Origin of the sequence: Cereibacter johrii (assembly GCF_001720585.1) — a bacterium.
Taxonomy (GTDB): domain Bacteria; phylum Pseudomonadota; class Alphaproteobacteria; order Rhodobacterales; family Rhodobacteraceae; genus Cereibacter_A; species Cereibacter_A johrii.
Map to the genome: position 1 here is coordinate 18,956 of NZ_MABH01000122.1, position 21,260 is coordinate 40,215.

The 21,260-nt window shown below is 69.5% G+C and carries 20 protein-coding genes; 17 read left to right on the forward strand and 3 right to left on the reverse strand.

The features are described from left to right. Positions 1 to 54: 54 nt before the first annotated feature. Entirely contained in the window at positions 55 to 1,719 is a 1,665-nt protein-coding gene (locus A9O63_RS09665; protein ID WP_108223517.1) for a hypothetical protein, read from the forward strand. A gap of 28 nt (positions 1,720 to 1,747) precedes the next feature. Here the strand turns inward: A9O63_RS09665 and A9O63_RS09670 are convergent, their stop codons facing one another. Beyond that, a complete protein-coding gene (locus tag A9O63_RS09670) occupies positions 1,748 to 2,359 on the reverse strand; it encodes a hypothetical protein (protein WP_069331743.1) in 612 nt (203 codons plus the stop codon). Positions 2,360 to 2,836: 477 nt separating this feature from the next. On the opposite strand from A9O63_RS09670, the gene A9O63_RS09675 reads away from it, so the two are divergent. Next, complete coding sequence (locus A9O63_RS09675; protein ID WP_069331744.1) at positions 2,837 to 3,616, forward strand: DNA-binding transcriptional regulator; 780 nt, start codon at positions 2,837 to 2,839, stop codon at positions 3,614 to 3,616. On the opposite strand, the gene A9O63_RS09680 is transcribed toward A9O63_RS09675, so the two are convergent. Continuing rightward, positions 3,589 to 4,188, reverse strand: a complete 600-nt coding sequence (locus A9O63_RS09680) for an NAD(P)H-dependent oxidoreductase (RefSeq protein WP_069331745.1) — start codon at positions 4,186 to 4,188, stop codon at positions 3,589 to 3,591. The two genes, A9O63_RS09675 and A9O63_RS09680, sit on opposite strands and share 28 nt — an antisense overlap. Before the next feature lie 152 nt (positions 4,189 to 4,340). Between A9O63_RS09680 and A9O63_RS09685 the strand changes: the two genes are divergently transcribed. Next, the gene (locus tag A9O63_RS09685; protein ID WP_069331746.1) at positions 4,341 to 5,246 is read left to right on the forward strand and encodes a cupin domain-containing protein; all 906 of its coding nucleotides are present in this window, start codon (positions 4,341 to 4,343) and stop codon (positions 5,244 to 5,246) included. A gap of 1 nt (position 5,247) precedes the next feature. On the opposite strand, the gene A9O63_RS09690 is transcribed toward A9O63_RS09685, so the two are convergent. Then, positions 5,248 to 5,991, reverse strand: coding sequence for a TetR/AcrR family transcriptional regulator (locus tag A9O63_RS09690; RefSeq protein ID WP_069331747.1), 744 nt, complete (start codon positions 5,989 to 5,991; stop codon positions 5,248 to 5,250). A gap of 441 nt (positions 5,992 to 6,432) precedes the next feature. On the opposite strand from A9O63_RS09690, the gene A9O63_RS09695 reads away from it, so the two are divergent. The 14 genes from A9O63_RS09695 to A9O63_RS09760 all read left to right on the forward strand — a co-directional run bounded on the left by A9O63_RS09695 (position 6,433) and on the right by A9O63_RS09760 (position 21,036). Then, the gene (locus A9O63_RS09695) at positions 6,433 to 7,347 is read left to right on the forward strand and encodes a VOC family protein (RefSeq protein ID WP_069331748.1); all 915 of its coding nucleotides are present in this window, start codon (positions 6,433 to 6,435) and stop codon (positions 7,345 to 7,347) included. Further along, positions 7,344 to 7,814, forward strand: coding sequence for a nuclear transport factor 2 family protein (locus A9O63_RS09700; protein WP_069331749.1), 471 nt, complete (start codon positions 7,344 to 7,346; stop codon positions 7,812 to 7,814). The genes A9O63_RS09695 and A9O63_RS09700 overlap by 4 nt, the downstream gene beginning before the upstream one ends. Continuing rightward, a complete protein-coding gene (locus tag A9O63_RS09705) occupies positions 7,811 to 8,485 on the forward strand; it encodes an alpha/beta fold hydrolase (protein ID WP_069331750.1) in 675 nt (224 codons plus the stop codon). Before A9O63_RS09700 ends, A9O63_RS09705 begins: the two co-directional genes overlap by 4 nt. Before the next feature lie 23 nt (positions 8,486 to 8,508). After that, a complete protein-coding gene (locus tag A9O63_RS09710) occupies positions 8,509 to 9,681 on the forward strand; it encodes a p-hydroxyphenylacetate 3-hydroxylase oxygenase component (RefSeq protein WP_069331751.1) in 1,173 nt (390 codons plus the stop codon). Positions 9,682 to 9,752: 71 nt separating this feature from the next. Continuing rightward, positions 9,753 to 10,271: a flavin reductase family protein gene (locus tag A9O63_RS09715; RefSeq protein ID WP_069331752.1), complete on the forward strand. Its 519-nt coding sequence runs from the start codon at positions 9,753 to 9,755 to the stop codon at positions 10,269 to 10,271. Positions 10,272 to 10,307: 36 nt separating this feature from the next. Further along, positions 10,308 to 11,171: a transporter gene (locus A9O63_RS09720; protein WP_069331753.1), complete on the forward strand. Its 864-nt coding sequence runs from the start codon at positions 10,308 to 10,310 to the stop codon at positions 11,169 to 11,171. A 57-nt stretch (positions 11,172 to 11,228) separates the two neighbouring features. After that, entirely contained in the window at positions 11,229 to 12,149 is a 921-nt protein-coding gene (locus tag A9O63_RS09725; RefSeq protein ID WP_069331754.1) for a beta-keto acid cleavage family enzyme, read from the forward strand. Then, on the forward strand, positions 12,149 to 12,907 hold the full coding sequence (locus A9O63_RS09730; RefSeq protein ID WP_069331755.1) for an HpcH/HpaI aldolase family protein: 759 nt from the start codon (positions 12,149 to 12,151) through the stop codon (positions 12,905 to 12,907). Before A9O63_RS09725 ends, A9O63_RS09730 begins: the two co-directional genes overlap by 1 nt. A gap of 476 nt (positions 12,908 to 13,383) precedes the next feature. Next, positions 13,384 to 13,881, forward strand: coding sequence for an RNA polymerase sigma factor (locus A9O63_RS09735; protein WP_069331756.1), 498 nt, complete (start codon positions 13,384 to 13,386; stop codon positions 13,879 to 13,881). Continuing rightward, positions 13,878 to 14,852, forward strand: a complete 975-nt coding sequence (locus tag A9O63_RS09740) for a FecR family protein (protein ID WP_069331757.1) — start codon at positions 13,878 to 13,880, stop codon at positions 14,850 to 14,852. Before A9O63_RS09735 ends, A9O63_RS09740 begins: the two co-directional genes overlap by 4 nt. A gap of 132 nt (positions 14,853 to 14,984) precedes the next feature. Beyond that, positions 14,985 to 17,339 carry a TonB-dependent siderophore receptor gene (locus A9O63_RS09745; RefSeq protein WP_069331758.1) on the forward strand — a complete coding sequence of 785 codons (2,355 nt, stop codon included), beginning with the start codon at positions 14,985 to 14,987 and terminating at the stop codon, positions 17,337 to 17,339. A 42-nt stretch (positions 17,340 to 17,381) separates the two neighbouring features. Beyond that, positions 17,382 to 18,239, forward strand: a complete 858-nt coding sequence (locus tag A9O63_RS09750; RefSeq protein WP_069331759.1) for an ABC transporter substrate-binding protein — start codon at positions 17,382 to 17,384, stop codon at positions 18,237 to 18,239. Between the two features lie 3 nt (positions 18,240 to 18,242). Beyond that, complete coding sequence (gene fhuB / locus A9O63_RS09755) at positions 18,243 to 20,180, forward strand: Fe(3+)-hydroxamate ABC transporter permease FhuB (protein WP_069331760.1); 1,938 nt, start codon at positions 18,243 to 18,245, stop codon at positions 20,178 to 20,180. A 46-nt stretch (positions 20,181 to 20,226) separates the two neighbouring features. Next, positions 20,227 to 21,036 (forward strand): ABC transporter ATP-binding protein, encoded by an 810-nt coding sequence (locus tag A9O63_RS09760; RefSeq protein WP_069331761.1) that lies wholly within the window; start codon positions 20,227 to 20,229, stop codon positions 21,034 to 21,036. The last annotated feature ends 224 nt before the right edge of the window (positions 21,037 to 21,260 follow it).

A 21,260-nucleotide genomic window follows, 5' to 3' on the forward strand; every position in this document is an offset into this window, starting at 1 on the left:
CGGGACCGCGCGCCGGTCCCGGCCGACCGCTGAATGGCCCCGATGGAGAGTCCGATGCGACTGCGCCCCCTTCTCGCGATCCTCTGCGGCACCGCCAGCCTCCTCGCCGGCAGTGCGGGCGCGGTCGATCTGCTTCGTGCGACGCTCTCGAACCCGACCGCCTACATCCCGCCGCAGTGCTACACCAAGACCGAGGATGCCGCGGGCCGCGCGCACAACCCGTGCCAGACCTGCCACACCCGGTCGCGCGCGCCGCATTACATCAACGATCAGGATCTGCAGCTGTCCTTCGCCTTTCCGGCCCCGGCGCTGAAGAACCCCTGGAGCAACCTGTTCGTGGACCGACGCGCCGCCGTCGCCGCGACCGACCCCGAAGAGCTGCGCGCCTGGGTGGCCCAGGACAATTACCGCGGGCCGGACGGGCGCCCCGCGCTGGCCGCGAAGCTCGCCCGGCCGCCGGCGGACTGGGATGCGAACGGCGACGGGCGCTGGTCGGGCTATGTCCCCGACGCCTGGTTCGACTTCGACGACGAAGGCTTCGACCGCGCGCCGGACGGCAACCTGTCCGGCTGGCGCGCCTTCGCCTACCAGCCGTTGCCCGGCACCTTCTGGCCCGCCAACGGCTCGACCGACGACGTGATGATCCGCCTGCCCGCCGCCTATCGCGAGGATGCGGCAGGCCGTCCCGACCGGCGGATCTACGCGCTGAACCTCGCCGTCACCGAGGCGCTCATCCGGCGGGCCGACGTGCCCATCGCGCCCACCGACGAGGCGGCGCTGGGGGTGGATCTGGATCGCGACGGCCGGCTCGGCACGGCGGTGCGCGTGGCCTTCGCCTTCGCCCCGCTTCAGGGGGTCACGATGCGCTGGGTCGGCCGGGCGGGCAGCCTTGCCGCTTCCGAGGCGCCACTGGCCGCCGGGCTCTACCCGCTCGGGACCGAGTTCCTGCATTCCGTCCGCTATCTCGATCCGCGGCCCGAGGGCGTCGGCATGGCGCCCCGGATGAAGGAGCTGCGCTACATGAAGAAGACGCGCTGGCTGAGCTATTTCGACCGGATGGACGGCGCGCTGGCCGAGGCCAAGGAGCGCCACGACTTTCCCGACCGGATCGCGCTCTTCTTCGGCGATGCCGAGACCGGGATCAGCAACGGCAGCGGCTGGCGGCTTCAGGGCTTCATCGAGGATGCGGCGGGCGAGCTTCGGCCGCAGAGCTTCGAGGAGACCGTGTTCTGCATGGGCTGCCACGGCGGCATCGGCGTGAACGACGACGACACGCTGGCCTTCCCGCGCAAGCTGGGGGCCGACGCCTTCCGCGGCGGCTGGTATCACTGGACGCAGAAGGGCCTGTCGGGCACGCCCGACCTGATCCGCGCCGATGGCGAGGGCGACTATGTCCACTACCTGCGCACGAATGGCGCAGGCGACGAGTTCCGCTCGAACGCGGAGCTGATCCGGGCGTGGCTGGGGGACGGCGGGTTGAGCGAGGCCCGCGCCGAAGCCATCCGAGCCGATGTGGCGCCCCTCCTCCTGCCCTCGCCCGAGCGGGCGCTGGCGCTGAATGCCGCCTACCGCGAGATCGTGCGCGAGCAGAGCTTCACCAGGGGCCGCGACGCCACCATCGAGCCGCAGGACGCGACCGTCTGGCGCGAGGTGGATCAGGACCACCCGACCGGCCTCGCCGAGGCGGCCGAGCCCTGGTATCCGCGCGGCAGGAGGTGATCGCCCGCGACAACCGGCTGTCCCGCGGTCAGCGGGGCACGTCGCCCGGCGGCAGGACGCTCTCGAGCTCTGCCGCATCGCTCGCGTGGCGCTGCAGATAGGCGCGGATCAGCAACTGCTCGTCGCGCGGCAGCCGGGTGCGCGGGCCCATGACGCGGAAATACTCTGCCCATTCCTCGACGCTGTATTTCTCGGGCGCGCGGCGGGGATGGCAACGGGTGCAATGGGCGCGGTAGTCGGCGAAAGCCTTGTGCCAGAGCGCTTGCGCATCCCCTGTGAGCATCGAGGTGTCGAGCCAGCCCCGCAGGTCCGCCCGCATCCAGCCCTCGCCTTCGCTGTCCGCGCGCAGGGTCAGGAGCCCCGGCTCCACCCGGGCCAGTTCCACCGACGGGGACGCGGTGGCGAAAAGTGCGCGACCCTCGCGATCCGTCCAGCCCGTCAGGATGACCTCGACCCGCCCATTCCGTTCCGGGCCGACCACGGTCACAGGGCTCGCGACGAGGATCTCTCCGGCCGGTTCGGGATCCTCCGGCGCGGCCCGCAACTCCGCGCTGGCCGTGAGCCAGCGCGGGCCCGTCTCCGCGCTGGCGGCGGCAGGGGCAAGCAGCGAGGCTGCCAGAAGAAGACTCGTTACACGCATGACCCGATCCCGTGCCACCGGGGCCACGGCTAGGGCATTTCCGTGTCGGCCCCATGACAGCCCGGCCGGCAAGACGATGCCTGTGGCGCGGAGGCTGGAAGGCCGGGCCATCCTGCCGCGCCCCGGTCCGAAGCGCGGGCTGTTCGCAGGTCAGAACATCCTCGAGCCGGCAGACCACGCGGCCGCCGATCTTCGGGAAGGCCGGGCCCTCGCCGGTCCAGCAATGGCGGAGAGGTATGCTTCGGGCATGGGTCGCCGCGTGTTGCACCCCGGCGCCCGTCCTTGAGCCTTCCGAACATGATCTCGATGGGGGTTGCGTCGCTTGTCGTATTTGATGGCCTTGCCGCTGGTCGGGTTCGGTGAGACGATCGGGCAGAGCCTGTGCAACCTCTTCGATGATCCTTGCCTCGGCGCGGGTCAGAACGCGGACCTTCCCGGGGCTGCACAGTATCTCCTACTCTGGCAACCGAAGGCCACATGACCGCCGCTCCCAAGACCGTCCGTTCTGTCGAGCGGACCCTGCAGATCCTCGAACTGATGAACCGGGCCGCTGTCGTGCGGGTCCAGTATCTTGCGGAACAGATCGGGCTGCCCGCACCCACCGTGGTGCGCCTGCTCGAGACGCTGGTGGCCGCCGGTTATGTGCGCAAGATCGGGCGGCAGGCGGGCTATTGCGTGACCGAGAAGGTCGCGGCGCTCGGCGCGGGGCATCACGGTCTGCCACAGGTCTTCGATGTGGCCCGCGAGGCGGCCGAGGACCTTACACGGCGCACGCTCTGGCCCACGGCACTGGCGACGCTCGACCTGGATGCGCTGGTGATCCGCTTCAGCACGATCCCCATGAGCCCGCTGTCGCATTACCAGTCAACGATCAATCGCCGCATGACCCTGCTCGACTATGCCCATGGCCGCGCCTATCTGGGCTTCTGCCCGACGGAAGAGCGACAGCATCTCGTGGCCCTGCTTCAGCAGACGGCCGGCTCTGCCGACGAGGCCAGGGCCATCGCGGAGCGGGCGGCGTCCGTCGTGGCCATGACGCGGGCCAGCGGCTTCGGCGAGCGCACGGGCAACATCCAGCCCGAGACCCATTCCCTCGCCCTGCCCCTGCGGATGGGCGCGAAGATCGTGGGCACGCTGGGCATCACCTATTTCGCCAGGGCAAAGGTCGATGTCTCCGCCTTGAAGACGCACCTGCGCGCCGCAGCGGAGGCCTGCACGAACGGGGCGAGCTATCGGGCGCCCGCCTCAAGCGGATAGACGGTCCGGGCACGGTCGTCGTCCCTGCCCGAGGCGAGGATGCGCGGCCTCGCCGTGCGCACATGATCGACATAGGCTCGGGCCGAGGCTGCGACCGCGGCATCATCGCATTCGCGAACGCCGGTCAGGGTGAAGGGCGGCAGGTAGTGCATCCCGGTGTGCCGCGCCATCAGCTCGAAGGGGACCGTGACCTCGTCGAGCGTCCTGCCATAGCGTCCGTCGGGCTGGTAATCCCGCCCGTTCGACCCGGTCGAGAGGGCGACGCCGAGGGTCTTCAGCCGGAGCGCGCGGCCTCCCGGACCGTAGGCCCAGCCGCGCGTCAGGATGGCGATCTGCCAGGCCGAAAGGAGCGGCGGGCAGGAATACCAGGTCAGGGGAAACTGCAGGATGATGCGGTCGTGCGCCTCGAGCAGCCTGCGCTCGGCGGCGCCGTCTATCCGGCCGTCCGGGTAGAGGGCGGAAAGATCGCGCAGGGTGATGTCCCCGGCGCGGCGCAGGGCCTCGGCCCAGGCGGCGTTGATCCGGCTCCGGGCCATGTCGGGATGCGCAACGATGACGAGCGTCTTGGTCATGATCTCCTCCTGCCGGAACGGTGAGGCATGCGAGGGCGGCACGACAAGCCGCGAAAGGGGGAATTCCACGGTGCGGAACGAAGCCGCATTTCCCGTGCAGCGCCCGCGCGGTCGTGCGACCTCCGGGAGGAGGCCCGAAGGAGGAGACGCCCATGTTCGACGACAGTGATCCGCGCAAGACGCTAGCGGGCAAGGCAGAGCAGAGCTTCTCCGGCCCCTTCTGCCTTCCGGAGATCGGCCAGTTCGCCGGCGCGGCGCCGCAGGATGCGGGCCCGGGCTGGCGCGCCTGGACCCTGCGGTCGACGAACCTGGTTCTGCGGCTGGTCGAACTCGACGGCACGGCGGAATTCGCGAGGACGGCGCAGCTCGACGAATATATGGTCTTCTCCACCGATCCGGAGATCCGCTTCACGATCGCCACCGCCCGCGGTGCGGTGACGGATCATCCCGGCAATCACCTGTTCATCCTTCCGCCCGGCGACAGTCGGGTGCGGATCGACGGCAGGGGCAAGGTGGCGTTTGTCTACACCACGCGCTCTGCCGATCTGGTCGCGGCCTGCAGCAACCCGTCGGTTGCCGCGAATCCGGTCATCCCGCCGTTCCAGCCGTGGCCGGACCCGGTCGGCGGCTTTCGGCTGCGCGCCTACGATCTCGAGGTGCCCGACAGTCCGGGGCGCTTCGGACGGCTCTTCCGCTGCACGACGATGATGGTGAACATCCTGCCGCGCTTCACCGCACCGCGGGACCGATCGAAGGTTTCTCCGCATTACCATGCCAGCTTCGAGCAGATCAGCCTGACGCTCGAGGGCGATTTCGAGCATTTCCTGCGATGGCCCTGGACGCCCGACATGGCCGAGTGGCTGCCCGATGCGCATATCCGCTGCGCCAGCCCCTCGGTCACGGTGCTGCCGCCGCCGGCGATCCATACGACGCTCTGGGTGTCGGAGGGGGCGCAGATCGTGGACATCTTCTCGCCGCCGCGGATGGATTTCTCGCAGAAGGACGGGTGGGTGCTGAACGCCGAGGATTACCCCGTCGCGCGGACCGTCATCGAGTAGCTCAGTCCGATATGTCGCCCAGCGCCGGCATCGAGGCGATGACGATGGTGTCATGCGCGATCGCGGGCAGAGCGGGCAGCGGGCGGCGCGAGACATCCCGCGCGGCCGCCCGCGACATGCCGAAGGCCATCAGCACATGCTCCGAGATCTGCTCGGGGTAGTCGCTGACTGTGGTGCCGCTGGTGACCGACACCATGGCCGAGGCCACCGACCCCATGAGGATGTCGCGCCCGATCTCGGCCGTGGGAATGTGGAACAGCCCTTCGTCCAGGCCGCGCCGGATCGTCACCAGGGCGTTGTGCCAGACCATCTCGCCGAAAGTGTGCCCCGGCGCGGAGGAATGGATCATGGCCCAGCCCCAGGCGCGGTTCTTTTCAGCCGCGTGCAGATAGTAGCGAATGGCGACCGCAGACTGCTCGGCCGCATTCTCCAGCGCCCCGAACATATGGTGCACGGCGCGGTCGAACTCGCCGGTCAACTCTTCCAGCAACTGGTAGCGCAGCGCTTCGAGATCGCCGAAGTGATTGTAGAACGTGCCGCGGGCCACGCCCGCCGACTTGCAGATGTCCTCGATGCGGACGAAGCGCCCGTTCTCGCGGCCGTAGCAGTCGAACGCAGCCGCCATGATCGTGTTGCGCGACTTGGCCCGGCGTGCCGCGCCGATCTCGGCGCGCCTGCCGTTCGGTGCCGTGCGATACCCCATGCGGGCGATGGCCTCGTCCGGTGTCTCGGTGCTCTCTGCCATGCGCGAAGCGGGCCTTTGCCTTGCGTCCTCCGAAGCGGGACAGCCCAGATATGGCGCAGCGGAGATACGGGGGCCAGAGCGCAACCGCTCCCCGCCCCCAATTCCACGCAGCGAAATTTGTAAAATGACTATTTGTCCAAATTACAACCTCGCATAGGATCGGGGACAGGGCAGCAGGAGGGCTGCCTTGACTCTGGGCTGGGGAGAGCCCGCAGGGAGGACTTCCGTGACACCAAGACCACAACCGGACTGACCGGTGGCATGGCGCCCCGACGCGCCGTGACCTGACCCATTCCCGACCCTCGTACGCGACGTGACGGACGCTTCGGTCCGAACGGTTTCGTCGTGCCCGGTTCCCGGCGGCGCGCCTCGCGGCTGCCTTGACGTGTCGCCTCTGCGGTGGCCGTCCCAGACAATTTTGCCCGAAGAAAGGATCACATCATGGGGATCAACCGGATAGACCACGCCGCGGTCCAGGTCGGCGACCTCGGCAAGGCCCTGGCCTGGTACGAGGACGTGCTCGGCCTGACCGTCCTGTCGCGTGACGACACCACCGTCCATCTCGCCTGCCGCGGCACGGCCGCCGACATCACGCTGGTCAAGGGCAGGCAGTCGCTGGAGAATTTCACCTTCGGCGTCGACGATCAGGAGGATCTGGACCGGGTCGAGAGCATCCTGCGAAAGGAAGGCGTCGCCTCCGAGCGTCTGAACGGCGACAGCCGCCCGGGCGAGGGCGCGACGCTCAAGTTCCACCTGCCCTCGGGCCACGAGCTGCGGCTCTGCACCGGCGGGGCGGAGCGTCGCGCCGGGATCTCGGACTTCGACGCGCGCGGCAGCCATGTGCCCTGCGACATGGATCACATCAACCTGCTGGGCGCGGTCGACCCGGCGGTGATGCGCGATTTCCTGATGATGATCGGCTTCAAGTCATCGCTCAACATTTCGGTCGGCGGGCAGCTTGCGGGTGTCTGGCTGCGCGGCTCGGCCTACGACCATGACATCGCCTACATGCGGGCCGTGCGTCCCGGAGACCGGCTGCATCATGTGGCTTTCGCGGTCGAGGACGGCAACCACTATTTCCGCCTCTCCGACCGGCTGATGGACACCGGCCACCGCTGGGAGTTCGGGCCGGGCCGCCACAACGGCGGGCTGGGCAAGTCCACCGGCTTCGGCACGAACAACTACGCCTATGCCTTCGATCCCTTCGGCAACCGCAACGAGTTCTCCTCGGGCATGGAGCAGTTCGCCGACGATACGCCGCCCCTCGACTGCGCCATCGCGCCGGAGCAGCTGACGGAGGTGATGAACGGCTGGGGCTACGAGATGGCCGAGACCTTCATGACGGTGGGATCATGAGCCTTCGGCCGCAGGCCTTCCTCGAGGTGCAGGATCTCGTCCTGCGCTTCTGGGCGGTGGTGGACGAGACCCTCGACACCGCCGGTGCCACGCTCTTCACCGCCGATGGGGCGCTGGGGATCGAGAGCTTCCGCGCCAAGGGAACGGAAGAGCTGACCCGCTATTTCGCTGCCCGCCGCGCCCTGTCGGCCCAGCGCCAGCGCCGCACGCGGCACCTCTGCACCAACCTGCGGAGGCTGCCCGGCGACGGGATGCGGGTTGCCGCGACGATCACCGTCTTCTCCGGCTCGGGCGCAAGCCCCCTGCCGCTGGAGGCCCCGTCCTCGCTTGCGGATTTCACCTTCGACTGCGTCGAGACGCCCGATGGCTGGCGCTTCCGCGACGTGCGCGGCGCCCTGGTCTTTGCCGGGGCGGACACACCCGATCTGAGGGCCGCCGCGGACGCAGCCAGGGGCCTTCCGGCATGAAACGGGTGGCGCTGATCCACGGCTGGGGCGGATCGTTCACGGCCACCTGGGAGGCCGATGGCTGGAGCTGTGCCCTGCGTGCGGCGGGCTTCGATCCGGTCGGGGGGACGATCGCGGGCCACGGGCCCGAGGGCGGGTCGCATGACCCTGCCGACTATGCCGACCTCGCCGGGGATCTTGCGGCGAAGCTCCCCGCGGGGCTCTACGGCGCCATCGGCTTCTCGCTCGGCACCAAGCTGCTGCTGGAGCTGGAGGCGCGCAGCCCCGGTAGCCTCGGGCGGCTGGTGCTGGGCGGTATCGGCGACAACATCTTTGCCCCGGAAGCCGCCGGTCCCGCCCTCGTTGCGGCCCTGCGGGGCGAGACAGCCGACCCTCCGCCGCAGGTCAAGGCCCTTCTGGCCTATGCCGCGAAGAGCGGGAGCGATCCGGCCTGCCTCGCCGCCCTTCTGGAACGACCCGCCAACCCGGTGCTGACCGAAGATCGGCTCGCCACCGTGAAGGCCCCGATCCTGATCTTCAACAGCCGCGACGATGCCGTGGCGCAGCCCGACACGCGCCTCTGCCGGGCGATGCCCCATGCACGCCACCACCTGATCGAGGGCCCCGGCCATGTGGCCCTCACCTCCGATGTCCGCTTCCGCGAGGCGGCCGTCGCATTCCTGTCCAAGTGACGCCTCCAGGGAGGAGAAACCCCATGTTCGACGATACGACCCCGATGATCGAGCGCGTCCGCGCCATCCTTCCCCGGATCGCGGCGAATGCCTCGAAGGCGGAGGAGATGCGCGAGGTGCCGAAGGAGAACATCGACCTGCTCAAGAGCACCGGCCTCCATCGCGCCTTCCAGCCCAAGGCCTATGGCGGGCTCGAGATGCCGCTGCCGGAGTTCGAGACCTGCATCGCGCTGATTGCCACCGCCTGCGGGTCTACCGCCTGGGCCTTCTCGCTGCTGGCCGAGCACGCGCACCAGATCGCGCTCTATTCGAAGCAATTGCAGGACGAGATCTGGCAGGACGATCCCGACACGGTCTGCTCCTCTTCGATCGCCCCCTACGGAAAGGCCGTGGATGTCGAGGGCGGCGTCCGGTTCTCGGGGGAGTTCGGCTGGTCCTCGGGCTGCGATCACGCGCAATGGGCGATCCTGGGCTTCCTGCGCGACACGCCCGAGGGCGGCAAGGTCTACAGCTTCGCGATCCTTCCGCGCAGCGACTATGAGATCAAGGACACCTGGTTCACCGCCGGGATGCGGGGCACCGGCTCGAAGACCCTCGTGGTCAAGGACGCCTTCGTGCCCGAGCACCGGATCGAAACCGTGCCGGCGCTGATGACCCTGACCTCGGCGGGCGGCAGCCTCTATCCCCAGAGCACCACCTATCATGTGCCCTTCATCTACGTCTTTGCCAGCTGCTTCTCTGCCGTATCTCTGGGCATCGCGGAGCGGATGATCCAGCTTTACACCGAGCGGACACAAAGCCGCGTCCGCGCCTATACCGGCGCGAAGGTGAGCCAGTCGATTCCCGCCTGCATGCGTCTTGCGGAAAGCACGCATCAGGTGGCGGCGGGCCGGGCCTTCCTCGAGAAGACCTGGGAGGACATGCGCGACCACGCCGAGCGCCGCGTCTTTCCGGACGAGACCAAGATGGCCTTCTGGCGCACCAATCAGGCCTATGCGGTGAAGATGTTCGTCGCCGCGGTGGACCGGCTGTTCGAAGCGTCCGGCGGCTCGTCGTGGTTCGACGATGCCGAAGGACAACGCCTGTTCCGCGACGCGCACATGACCGCGGCCCACGCCTACACCGACTATGACATCTGCGCCCAGATCCTCGGGCGGGCGCTCATGGGGCTGGAGCGGGATCCCTCCCTGTTCTGAAGCACCCGCCGCCCGGCCCCGCCCCCGGGCCGGGCAGCTTCCCCTTGCCTCAACCAACCGCAGAGGTCCCGATGACCGATATCTTCCCCGCAGCCGAGGGGTTCGATCCGCGTGCCTTCCGCGCCGCCATGGGCTGTTTCGCCACCGGCGTCACCGTCATCACCGCACAGGCAGACGGCCGGCGCGTGGGTGTCACCGCCAACAGCTTCACCTCGCTGTCGCTGGAGCCGCCGCTGATCCTCTGGAGCCTCCTGAAGGCCTCGTCCAGCTACCCGGTCTTCGAGGCCGCGAGCCACTTCGCCGTCAACATCCTCGCCCATGACCAGATCGCCCTGTCGAACCGCTTCGCCTGTCGCGCGCAGGACAAGTTCGACGGGCTCGAAGTGACCGAGGGCGCGGGCGGTTGCCTGCTTCTGCCGGACACATGTGCCTCGATCCAATGCCTGCGCGAGACCATCCTCGACGGCGGCGACCACTGGATCCTGATCGGCCGTGTCCGCGCCTTCGACAGTTCGGACCAGGCACCGCTGCTGTTCCACCGGGGCGCCTATTCCATGGCACGGCCGCATCCGCAGGTCGCAGCCTCCTGAACCACCACCGTCAACGACAACAGGGAGGAGACCTGAATGACGAAGACGCGCATCCTTGGGCTCGCGGCAGTCGCGCTGAGCCTTGCCGCGCCGGCCCAGGCCATCGATGTCGGCCCGGCCGATTACACGATCCTGCCCGGCGGCACCACGCTGGGCATGGTCTACTGGCAGCACCTGAGCTCCGACACGCTGCGGCTGGACGGTGCCACGGTGCCGGGTTCGTCCTTCGAGGCCGACGTCGGCATCCTGCGCACGCTGAGCTACTTCGACTTGGGCGAGACCCCGGCGGTGTTCCATGTCGTCGCGCCCTTTGCCGGCCTCGATGCCGACATAGGCGGGGTCGGGCAGCGCACCAGCGACGGGCTGGGCGACCTGACGCTCGGCCTGACCGTCTGGCCGGTGCAGCCGGACAGCCCCGAGACCGGCACCACGCTGGGCCTGTCGCTCTTCGCGACGCTGCCCACGGGGGACTACGATCCCGCCCGCATGGGTCTTGGCGAGGGCACCTGGACGATCACCCCCCAGATCGGGCTGATCCAAGGCCTCGGCCACGGCTTCTACTTCGACGGCGCGCTGGACGTCGCCCTGCAGCGCGATCACGACGAGGACGGCGTGAGCCATGAACGCGCGCCGTCTTGGCAGCTTCAGGCCATGCTGCGCAAGCAGTGGGGGCCCGCCACCTCGCTTGCGGTGGGCTACTCCGGCCAGCGCGGCGGCGCGCAGAGCATCGGCGGCATCGAGACGGGCCTGAAGACCCATCGCGATCAGCTCCGGATCTACGGCAGCCACTTCGTCACCCCCACGGTGCAGGTGCAGGGCATGTATGGCCGCGACCTGAAGGTCGAGGGCGGCTTCGAATATGACAGCGTGGCCCAGATCCGCGTCGTCAAGATGTTCTGAGACACGCCGGGCCCGGCGCTGCTCCGGGCCCGGCCCTTTCAACAAGGCCGTGCCTTCATGAAGAAGACCATCATCTCCTGCGCCGTCACGGGCTCGATCCACACGCCCTCCATGTCGCCCCACCTTCCGGTGACCGCCGAGCAGATCGCCGAGAGCGCGATCGGTGCCGCCGAGGCCGGGGCCGCCATCCTGCACCTGCATGCCCGCGTGCCGGACACCGGCGCGCCCAGTCAGGATCCCGCCCACTATGCCGCGTTCCTGCCGCGCATCCGCGCCGCGACGGATGCCATCGTGAACATCACCACCGGCGGCGGGCTCGGCATGTCGATGGACGCCCGCATCGCGCCCGCGCTGAAGACCGCGCCGGAGCTCGCGTCGCTCAACATGGGGTCCTTCAACTTCAACATCTCTGCGGCAGAGAAAGGGTGCCGCGATCCGCAACCGTGGGAGGTCGACTACCTGCGTGGCACCCGTGACCTCATCATGTCGAACACCTTCGCCCAGATCGAAACGGTGCTGACACGGCTCTCGGCACTGGGCACGCGGTTCGAGTTCGAGTGCTACGACACCGGCCATCTGTATAATCTCGCGCATTTCGCGGATCGCGGACTGGTGAAGCCGCCCTTCTTCGTGCAGGCGATCTTCGGCGTGACGGGGGCGCAGGGGACGGATCCGGAGAACCTCATGCACATGCGCGCGACGGCCGAACGGCTGTTCGGGAACGACCACCTGCTGTCCGTTCTGGGGGCGGGGCGGTCGCAGTTCCCGCTGGTGACGATGGGCGCGATCCTGGGCGGGCATGTGCGGGTGGGTCTGGAAGACAACCTCTACATCGCCAGAGGGCAACTGGCAGAGAGCAACGCCCGGATGGTCGCCAAGGTGCGCCGCATCCTCGAGGAGTTGGGCCACGAGATCGCCACGCCTGACGAGGCGCGCAGGATGCTCGGCACCAAGGGCGCGGGCGAGGTGGCTTTCTGATGCCCGGCGATCGCACCGGTTTCCGTGCCCGCCTGCGGGCGCCCGAGCCGATCCTCGGCACCTTCCTGAAGATCCCCTCGACCCAGCCGGCCGAGATCCTCGCGACGCTCGGCTTCGACTTCGTCGTGATCGACGAGGAACATGCGCCCTTCAACCCGGAGACCACGGATGCGATCCTGCTGGCCTGTCGGGCGCACGGGATGGCCGGGCTGGTGCGCGTGCGCCAACCGGCCGACATTCTGCGGGTGCTCGACTGCGGTGCGGATGGGGTGCTCGTGCCGCATGTGGCATCGCCCGAGATCGCGCGCGAGATCGTTGCCCTCGCGCGATACAGCGGAGCGCGCGGCCTGTCGCCCACGACCCGCGCCGGCACGTTCGGCGCGACGGATGTCGCGGAACACATGAGAAGGCAGGATCAACGCTGTGCCGTCATCGCGATGATAGAGGACGCGGAGTGCCTCGACAGGATCGATGCGATCCTCGCCACCGACGGACTGGACGCGATCTTCATCGGACGGGCGGATCTCGCCGCCAGCATGGGACCGGCTGCCGCAAACGGAGGGATCGAGCGCGCCGTGGATCTTGTCCTCGCCGGCGCACGGGATGCCGGAATGCCCACCCTGATCCTCAGCTCCGACCGCACCGAAGCGGATCGGTTTCGGTCGCAAGGCGCCACCGGGTTCCTGACCATGTCGGATCAGGGCTTCCTCCGAGAACAGGCCGCCCGCATGCGCGACATCTTTTCACGAGAGGTTTGAACCACCTCGCGTCCGCATCCGGCCAGAGCTTTGCCTGTGCCGCGAGGACGATGACGCAAGACACATCCGCTCTACTGGTTCGAGCAGCTGGGGGTGGATGATGTGGCCAGAAGAGCCGACCTGATGCCGAACCCACGTCCTGGCGGCCCTTCACGCTCGCACAAATCGCTTGACCGGCCCGGCCCCGGTGCCGAAGTCCTAACCCAAGAGAGTGCGAAACCCGCCAGGATCAGGGAAGACGTCTGTATCAAAGAGCGCAATCCATCCTGCCCGGTGTGACGACCGGAAACGGCGGGGTCGTGAGCGCCGAAGTGTCGCCAGCATCGTGGGGACATTGAGCGCCCCTGCCCGACCCCTGGATCTGCCGGCAGGCGGCAGAAGCGGCGGGGGAGGCCACGATTGAATAGCAGAGTGATATTGTCGGGAGTTCCATCCCGCCGTAAGGTGCCGCGTCTCTTCCCAGTCAGGCCCGCACCGTGCAGTCCGATCACCTCCTTCAGCTCTACGTCTCGGAAAGCGACCGGATGGAGCGGCAGATCGCCCGCCGGATCGGCTGCGCGAGCCTCGCGCGTGACATCGTCCATGACATCTTCCTGCGTCTGTGGGAGCGTGCCACGCGGCTGAACGGGGAGCCTGCGGCCTATCTCAGTCGCTGCGCGCGCAACGCGGCCGTCGATCACCTGCGCGCGGAGCAGACCCGGGCGCGGCTGCTTGCCGAGGCCGCCCAGCGCGACGAGGGTCTGCATGCGCCCTCGGCGGAAGACGCGGTCGGCGCCCGCGACGCGCTGCAGCGGATCGATCTGGCTCTGCTCGCCCTGCCGGAGAAAACCCGGCACATCTTCCTGCTCAACCGCGTCCATGGCCGCAGCTTTTCCGAGATCGCCGGCGCTTTCGGCATGTCGGAACGCGCGGTGGCCAAGCACATGGCCAAGGCCGTCGCCGCCTGCGCCGCCGCCGCAGAGGTCGGGGCTTGACTGGGGATCGCCACCCGACCGAGCCGCAGCGCGCGAAAGCCCGTGACCTCTTTGTCCGCCTGCGCGGCGGCGCGCTGTCGAAACGCGAACTGCAGGTCTGGCTCGCGGAGGATCCCGCGCATGTTGCCGCCTGGGCCGAGGTCGAAGCGCTCTGGGGCGAGATGCGCGCGCCCGGCGAACGGCTTGCCGAAGCCGAGGCCGGGGCGCTCTCGGTCTATCTGGCGGCGATGGATCGGGGCGCCCGGCGGCGGCGCGTTCTGCGCGGCGGAGCTGTGGCGGTGCTGGCCCTGGCGATCGGCCTCGGCGGCCTCTGGCTGCGCCAGCCCCATCTCCTGCAGGATCTCGGAGCGGATTACGCGAGCGCCCGGGGCGAGCGCCGCAGCGTCTCGTTGCCCGACGGCAGCCGGGTGCTTCTCGACGCGGACAGCGCGATCCGTGTCGACATGGACGGTCCCGACCGCCTTCTGCGGCTGCTGCGCGGGGCGGCCTCGTTCGAGGTCACCAGATCGCCGCGACCGTTCCGTGTGCACTTCGGCGAGGGCGAGGTGACCGTGCATGGCACCGTCTTCGACGTCCGGCTGCTGGAGGACGGCGGCCAGATCGTCCTCAGGCAAGGCCGCGTGAGCGTCCGCTATCCCGGTCTGCCGGTCGAGCAGCCGCTGGTCCCGGGCGAGCAGTTCAGCGTCGACGGCCCGGGTGGGCCTTCCGTGGAAGCCGTGGATCTGGCCGAAGCATCGGGCTGGCAGGACGGCAGGTTCGCCTTCTACCGGATGCGGCTCGGCGATCTGGTCGGCACGCTGGAGCGCTATCTGCCGGGGCACATCCTCATTCCCTCGCGCGACCTCAGAGACAGGCGGGTGTCCGGCAGCCTCGATCTCGATCACCCCGAGGCGGCGCTCGAGTCGTTGCGCGACACGGTGGGGCTGACCATCACCCACCTGCCCGGATCCGTCCGGATCCTGCGCCCCTAGAGCCCGTTTCAGAAAAAACTTGCGACCGCCGGTTCAGTGATCCCCACCCCGGGACGTGAACCTTAGGAGTGCATGGAAAGCCTGAGCCTTCGCCATCCGTGCTGACTGTGACGAAGGACAAAAGGATAATCCATGCGAGGGCAATCCCTTCTCTCCCGGCTGCTGACGACCGCGCTTCTCTGCGGGGCGGCGCTCCCCGTGCTGGCGCAAGGCGTGGCGCACCGGTTCGACATTCCGGCGAAACCCGTGACGCGCGCGGTCAATGACATCGGCAGCGTGGCCGGGCTCTCGATCGTGATGCCCGACGTGGGCGCTGTGGCGGTGCGGGGCAATCCGGTGCAGGGCTCGATGAGCGTCGAGGCGGCGATGGAGACGCTGCTTGCAGGCACCGGCCTCTCGTGGCGCTTCGCCAATGCGGGCACGATCCACGTCTTCCAGCGCGCCCCCGCGGGCGCGGCGGACGGCTCGGCCGGCGTGATGCTCGAGCGGATCCGCGTGGCGGGCGACAGCAACGGGGCCACGAGCTTCGTGGCAGGCGCCAGCGGCACGGCCAGCAAGAGCGGCACGCCCGTTCTGGAAGTGCCGCAGTCGGTCAGCGTGATCGGCCCGCGCCAGATGGAGGCGCAGGGCGCCCGCTCGGTCACCGAGGCGCTGCGCTATGTGCCGGGCGTCAACATCGAAACCTACGGCCCGGACCCCAAGGGCTTCGAATGGATCATGCTGCGCGGCTTCAACGGCCAGTCCTCCAGTGCCTATCTCGACGGGCTGCGCCAGATCGCCTCGAACTACAGCCATTTCCGCACCGATCCGCACCAGCTCGAGACGATCGAGGTGCTGCGCGGGCCATCCTCGGCGCTTTACGGGCAGTCCGATGCGGGCGGCGTGGTCGGCAAGACCTCGAAGCGGCCGGTCACCGAACCGCTGCGCGAGGCCGAGCTCTCCTACGGCAGCTTCGCCACGACGCAGGCGGCGGTCGATTTCGGGGGCGCGCTCACCGAGGACAAGACGCTGTCCTACCGGCTGGTCGGCGTGGCGCGCGACGGAAACACCCAATATTCCTACGGCGACGGCACGCGGATGAAGGACGACCGGCTGATGCTGGCGCCCTCGATCACCTGGGCGCCCAGCGACGCAACCAGCCTGACCGTCACGGCGCAGGCGCTGCGCGACCGCTCGGGCGGCACGGCGATCTTCTTCACGCCGACCGACATCCTGGTGGGCGACCCGAACTTCTCGCGGAGCGAGCAGGACCAGAAGACGCTGGGCTACGAGTTCAGCCACCGGATGGACAATGGCTGGACGGTGCGCCAGAATCTGCGTTACGGGCGCGTTGATTTCGATCTCGACATGATCGCCATGATCGGGGCGGATGCCACCGGGCTCACGCGGCAGGCGCGGCGCTTCTCGGAAAGCCTCGACAGCCTTGCGGTCGACACGAACCTCCTGGGCGAGTTCCAGACCGGGCGGCTTTCGCACAAGCTGCTGATCGGGCTCGACCATTCGCGCAGCGACACGGACGCGCGCCGCTGGAACGGCACCGCGCCCTCGCTCAACCCCTATGCCCCTGTCTACGGCGTGGACGTTCCCACCCCCACGACCGTGGCCTATGACTACACCGAAGAATATCGCCAGACGGGCCTCTACGTTCAGGACGAAATCCGGCTGGATCGCTTCCTCTTCACGCTGGGCGGGCGTCAGGACTGGCTCAGCACCAGAACCGACGACCACGTGACCGGAACCGCGCGCGATGTCGATCTCGACAATTTCTCGGGCCGGGTGGGGGTGAGCTACCTGACGGATGCGGGCTTCGTCCCCTACCTCAGCTATTCGGAGAGCTTCCTGCCGAACCCGGGCCTCGGCTCGGACGGCCGCACCTTCGATCCCACCCGCGGCCAGCAATGGGAGCTGGGAGCGAAGTATCAGCCCTCGGGCACGGACGCGCTGCTGACGGTGGCGCTGTTCGACATCACCAAGTCGAACGTGCTCACGCCCGAGCTGGGGCCGGGCGGCATTTCCACCGGCTACAACATCGCCACGGGCGAGATCCGCTCGCGCGGGATCGAGGTCGAGGGCAAGGCCTCGCTCGGCTCGGGCTGGGACATCGCGGCGAACTACAGCTACAGCGATGTCGAGATCACCGAGGACAATGCCGGCAACGAGGGCAATCGCCCCGCGCTGGTGCCGAAGTCCCAGGCCTCGCTCTGGCTGAACTACAGCTTCGGCTCGGGCGCGCTGGACGGCCTCTCGCTCGGCGGCGGGCTGCGCCATGTGGGCACGAGCTTCGGCGACAATGGCAACACGATCAAGGTGGATGGCCGGACGGTGATCGACCTCGGCGCGAGCTATGCGCTGAGCGAGACCGCGCGGCTGGCGCTCAATGTGACGAACCTGACGGACAAAGAGTATTTCACCACCTGCGCCAGCGCCTATTCCTGCTACGAGGGCGACCGGCGGATGGTCACGGCCAAGATCGCCATCGGCTTCTGACGGACCCGGACGGAGGTGGCCCGCCGCCTCCGTCACCCTCTCATGATCTCGCGCCGTCCTCTCCTCGCGGGCCTTCTGGCCCTGACCCTCCCCGTCCCTGCGCGGGCGGCGGCCGGCCCACGGCTGGCCGTCATCGACTGGGCCGCGGCCGAGACGCTGATCGCGCTCGACCGGCCGCCGCTCGCGATCTCGGACAGCGGCTATTTCGCCAGCCGCATGCCGTTCGACCTGCCGCCGGGCGTGGTCGACATCGGGCCCTTCTGGGAGATCAGCCTCGAATATCTGGCGCGGCTCGCGCCCGACCGGATCATCGCGCCGGCCTCGGCCCTGATGATGACGCCGCGCATCGCCGAGATCGCCCCGGTGGACATCGTGCCGACCGAGACGCGCGGCAGCCGGCTCGATCTCGCCGCCGATCTCGCCCGCCAGATGGCCGCCGTCGCAGGGCTCGCGCCCGAGAGCGCCGCGCGGCTGGTGGAAGGGACGGAAGCTGCGCTGGCGGCGGCGGGCCGGCGCGCGGGCCGCAGCTCCGTCCTCGTCTGCGTCCCCGACCTCTCGGGGCGGCTCTTCACCCTCTACGGCCGCGGCAGCCTGCCCGATGCGGTGCTGGCGCGGATGGGCCTCGCCAACGCCTGGACGGGCCCGGTGACTGCGCTCGGCACCTACCGCGCCAGCCTCGAGGAGCTGATCGGCATGGAAGAGGCCACGATCCTGCTGGTCGAGATCGCCTCGATGCGGCCGCGGACCGAGCGGATGCTGCGGACGAGCGCCCTCTGGCGCGCGGTGCCCGCCGTCGCGTCGGGGCGTGCGCACTGGATCGGCAATTTCTATCCACAGGGCGGGCTGCTTTCGGCCCGGCATCTGGCCGGGACGGTCGCCGCGGCCCTCACGCAAGGCTGATCCATGGCGCGCACGCTTCTCCTTCTCCTCGCCGGCGCGCTCACGCTGCAAGGTCTGCTGCCCCTCTTGCCCGAGGCGCTGGCGGGCGACGAGCTCGCCCGGCTCGTGCTGACCCAGAGCAGCCTGCCGCGCCTCGCCATGGCACTTCTCGCGGGATTCCTTCTCTCGATGGCGGGCGAGGTCTGCCAACGCATCTTCGCTAACCCGCTGGCCGAACCCGGGCTCCTCGGCATCTCGGGTGGCGCCTCGCTGGCGCTGGCCGCGGGGCTGCTGCTGGCTCCGGCTCTCTGGCAGGCCGCGCCGGGGCTCCTTGCCCTGGCCGGAGCCGCGGGCGCGCTGATCCTGGTGCTGGCCGTCGCATGGGGCCGCGGCCTGCACAGTCAGGCGCTGGTGCTGGCGGGCGTGATGGTCAATCTTTGCGCCGCGGCCGCCCACGCGCTTCTCGTCCTCTTCAACCACGATTTCCTGCAGGAGCTGCTGACATGGCAGGCCGGATCGCTGGCGCAGGCCGGCTGGCAATCCGGCCTCGGCCTCCTCGCGCAGACCGCCCCCGTAGCGGGGGCGCTGTGGCTGCTGCACCGGCCGCTCCAGCTTCTGATGCTGGGCGAGGAGACCGCACAGGGCCTCGGCCTCTCCGTGCGCCGGACCAAGCTCCTGCTGCTCGCCGCCGCGGCCTGGCTCACGGCTTCGGTGGTGGCGACGGTGGGGCTGATCGGCTTCGTGGGGCTCGCGGGCCCCGCGCTCGCCCGCGGGCTGGGCGGCAGGTCTGGGGGCGTCTCCCGGCCGAACCTGCCCCGCGCGGGCCTCTGGGGCGCGGTCGTGCTGCTGCTTGCCGACCAGACGGCGCGGCTGCTCTCGGGTCTCGCCGGGGACGTCCCGGTCGGCGCGGCGTCGGGCCTCTTGATCGGGCCGCTTCTGGTCCTTCTGTCGCTCAGGTCCCGAAGCCCGGATCTTCCCGCGCGCCACGAGCCGCCGGCGCAGGCCCGCCCCCGGCGCCCGATGCGGGCGCTGCTTCCCCTGGCGCTGGCCGTGCCTGTCCTGCTGGCCATCGCGCTGCTGATCGGTCGCTCGGAGACCGGCCTGCACCTCACCACGGCCGGGGATCTGGCCGCCGTCCTGCGCTGGCGCCTGCCGCCCCTGCTGCTCGCGGCCGGCGCAGGCGCCTGCCTCGCGCTCTCGGGCCTTCTGCTCCAGCGCCTCCTGCGCAACCCGCTGACGAGCCCCGACCTCCTCGGCGTCGGGCATGGGGCGGGCCTCGCCTTCGCGCTGGCCATGGTCTTCCTGCCGGAAAGCGGGCTCGTCTCGCGCTTTGTCCTGACGGCCACGGGCGCAGGCGCGATGCTGGCCCTGGTGACGCTGCTGGCCGCGCGCGCCCGGTTTGCGGTCTCGCGTCTGCTGCTGATCGGCGTGGGGCTCGGCAGCACGGCCCAGGCGTTTCTGACGCTGGTGCTCGCCTCCGGCGGGCCGAAAGGCGCAGCGCTCCTCAGCTGGTTCTCCGGGTCCACCGGCGGCGCGAGCCTCGCCCAGGCTCTGCTGGCCTGGAGCGTGGCATTCGCGGTACTGGCGGCGGCGCTCCTCCTGCGGCGCTGGTTCGACCTGCTCGCGCTCGACAAGGCGGTCGCCGCAGGGCGCGGGCTGGCCGTGACGCCCGCCCGCGCTGCGGGGCTGGCACTCGCGTCTCTTGCCGCTGCCGCGGGCACGATCGCCCTCGGCCCGATCAGCTTCGTCGGCCTGATCGTGCCCCATCTCGTGGCGACCATGGGGTTCCGCGCCACCGCGCCGGCGGCCCTCGCTTCGGTCGCGACCGGCGCCTCGGTCATGGTCCTTGCGCAATGGGTGGGCGGGCTGCTGGCCTGGCCTTGGCCGATCTCGCCTGGCCTGCTCGCAGCGCTCCTGGGCGGCCCCTTCTTTCTCTGGCAACTCCGCAAGCGTGCCGCGTGACGCCGCGCCGCGGAAGGCTCCTGCCCCGTCACGGCGAAGGATATCCATGACCCACAGCTCTCCAGAATTCGACCTCCGTCAGGCGAGCGTGCAGATCGCGGGTCGGCAACTCCTTGAAGGGCTGGATCTCCGCATCGCCCGCGGGTCCGTGGCCGGCATCCTCGGCCCCAACGGCTCGGGAAAATCGACCCTCATGCGCCTGATGACGCGGCAGCTCGCGCCCTCCGCCGGGCAGGTCCTGTTTCGCGGCCGGCCTCTGAGCGCCTATGCCGCCGGCGACCTTGCCCGGCAACTGGCGCATCTGCCGCAGACGCCGCCCCACGTCCCCGGCCTGACGGTGGCCGAGCTGGTGGCGCTCGGCCGCTTTCCCTGGCACGGCGCCTTCGGCCGCTTCGGCGCCGAGGACCGCGCCCGCCAGCAGGACGCCCTGCGCCAGGCAGGCCTCGCCGACCAGGCGGATAGTCCCGTCGAGACCCTTTCCGGCGGCGAGCGGCAGCGAGCCTGGATCGCCATGCTCCTCGCGCAGGGGGCGGGTTGCCTGCTCCTGGACGAGCCCACCTCCGCGCTCGATCCCGCGCATCAGATCGAGGTGTTGTCGCTCCTTCGCGGGCTCAACCGCCGGCAGGGGCTGACCGTGGTGATGGTGCTGCACGACGTGAACCTTGCCGCGCGCTTCTGCGACGATCTCGTGGCGCTGCGGGCCGGCAAGATCCTCGACAGCGGCCCTGTCGCCGACATCCTGCAGCCCATCCGCCTGCAACGCATCTACGACCTGCCGATGCTGCAGCTGCCTCACCCGGACTCCGGCCGCGCACTGGTGGTGCCGAGGGAGAAGGGCGATGGAGCCCCCTGGTGAAGGGCCCCGGCCATGACGGGGTAAGGGCACGATCAGCCGGCATTTGCGCAAATTGCTGCTCCAGAGCGTCGCTCGCGAGGTCTGGCGCTGCAGCCGGGGCGTGGCTGCAGGCGCTCCTGCGATCCGCCGGCCCCTTTGGGAGGATCGGAACACGCACTGCGCCTTCGGATCGGTCGCGTCGATCATGGCCACCGGGTGGCAGGCTACCCATCATAAGGGATGAG

Excerpts from the sequence above, each read along its gene's own strand:
- A9O63_RS09680 (WP_069331745.1), bottom strand. The coding sequence starts at position 4,188 with ATGACCAAGACGCTCGTCATCGTTGCGCATCCCGACATGGCCCGGAGC.
- A9O63_RS09710 (WP_069331751.1), top strand. The coding sequence starts at position 8,509 with ATGTTCGACGATACGACCCCGATGATCGAGCGCGTCCGCGCCATCCTT.
- A9O63_RS09700 (WP_069331749.1), top strand. The coding sequence starts at position 7,344 with ATGAGCCTTCGGCCGCAGGCCTTCCTCGAGGTGCAGGATCTCGTCCTG.
- A9O63_RS09690 (WP_069331747.1), bottom strand. The coding sequence starts at position 5,991 with ATGGCAGAGAGCACCGAGACACCGGACGAGGCCATCGCCCGCATGGGG.
- fhuB (WP_069331760.1), top strand. The coding sequence starts at position 18,243 with ATGGCGCGCACGCTTCTCCTTCTCCTCGCCGGCGCGCTCACGCTGCAA.
- A9O63_RS09760 (WP_069331761.1), top strand. The coding sequence starts at position 20,227 with ATGACCCACAGCTCTCCAGAATTCGACCTCCGTCAGGCGAGCGTGCAG.
- A9O63_RS09665 (WP_108223517.1), top strand. The coding sequence starts at position 55 with ATGCGACTGCGCCCCCTTCTCGCGATCCTCTGCGGCACCGCCAGCCTC.
- A9O63_RS09695 (WP_069331748.1), top strand. The coding sequence starts at position 6,433 with ATGGGGATCAACCGGATAGACCACGCCGCGGTCCAGGTCGGCGACCTC.
- A9O63_RS09670 (WP_069331743.1), bottom strand. The coding sequence starts at position 2,359 with ATGCGTGTAACGAGTCTTCTTCTGGCAGCCTCGCTGCTTGCCCCTGCC.
- A9O63_RS09675 (WP_069331744.1), top strand. The coding sequence starts at position 2,837 with ATGACCGCCGCTCCCAAGACCGTCCGTTCTGTCGAGCGGACCCTGCAG.
- A9O63_RS09720 (WP_069331753.1), top strand. The coding sequence starts at position 10,308 with ATGACGAAGACGCGCATCCTTGGGCTCGCGGCAGTCGCGCTGAGCCTT.
- A9O63_RS09685 (WP_069331746.1), top strand. The coding sequence starts at position 4,341 with ATGTTCGACGACAGTGATCCGCGCAAGACGCTAGCGGGCAAGGCAGAG.
- A9O63_RS09725 (WP_069331754.1), top strand. The coding sequence starts at position 11,229 with ATGAAGAAGACCATCATCTCCTGCGCCGTCACGGGCTCGATCCACACG.
- A9O63_RS09705 (WP_069331750.1), top strand. The coding sequence starts at position 7,811 with ATGAAACGGGTGGCGCTGATCCACGGCTGGGGCGGATCGTTCACGGCC.
- A9O63_RS09730 (WP_069331755.1), top strand. The coding sequence starts at position 12,149 with ATGCCCGGCGATCGCACCGGTTTCCGTGCCCGCCTGCGGGCGCCCGAG.
- A9O63_RS09745 (WP_069331758.1), top strand. The coding sequence starts at position 14,985 with ATGCGAGGGCAATCCCTTCTCTCCCGGCTGCTGACGACCGCGCTTCTC.
- A9O63_RS09715 (WP_069331752.1), top strand. The coding sequence starts at position 9,753 with ATGACCGATATCTTCCCCGCAGCCGAGGGGTTCGATCCGCGTGCCTTC.
- A9O63_RS09750 (WP_069331759.1), top strand. The coding sequence starts at position 17,382 with ATGATCTCGCGCCGTCCTCTCCTCGCGGGCCTTCTGGCCCTGACCCTC.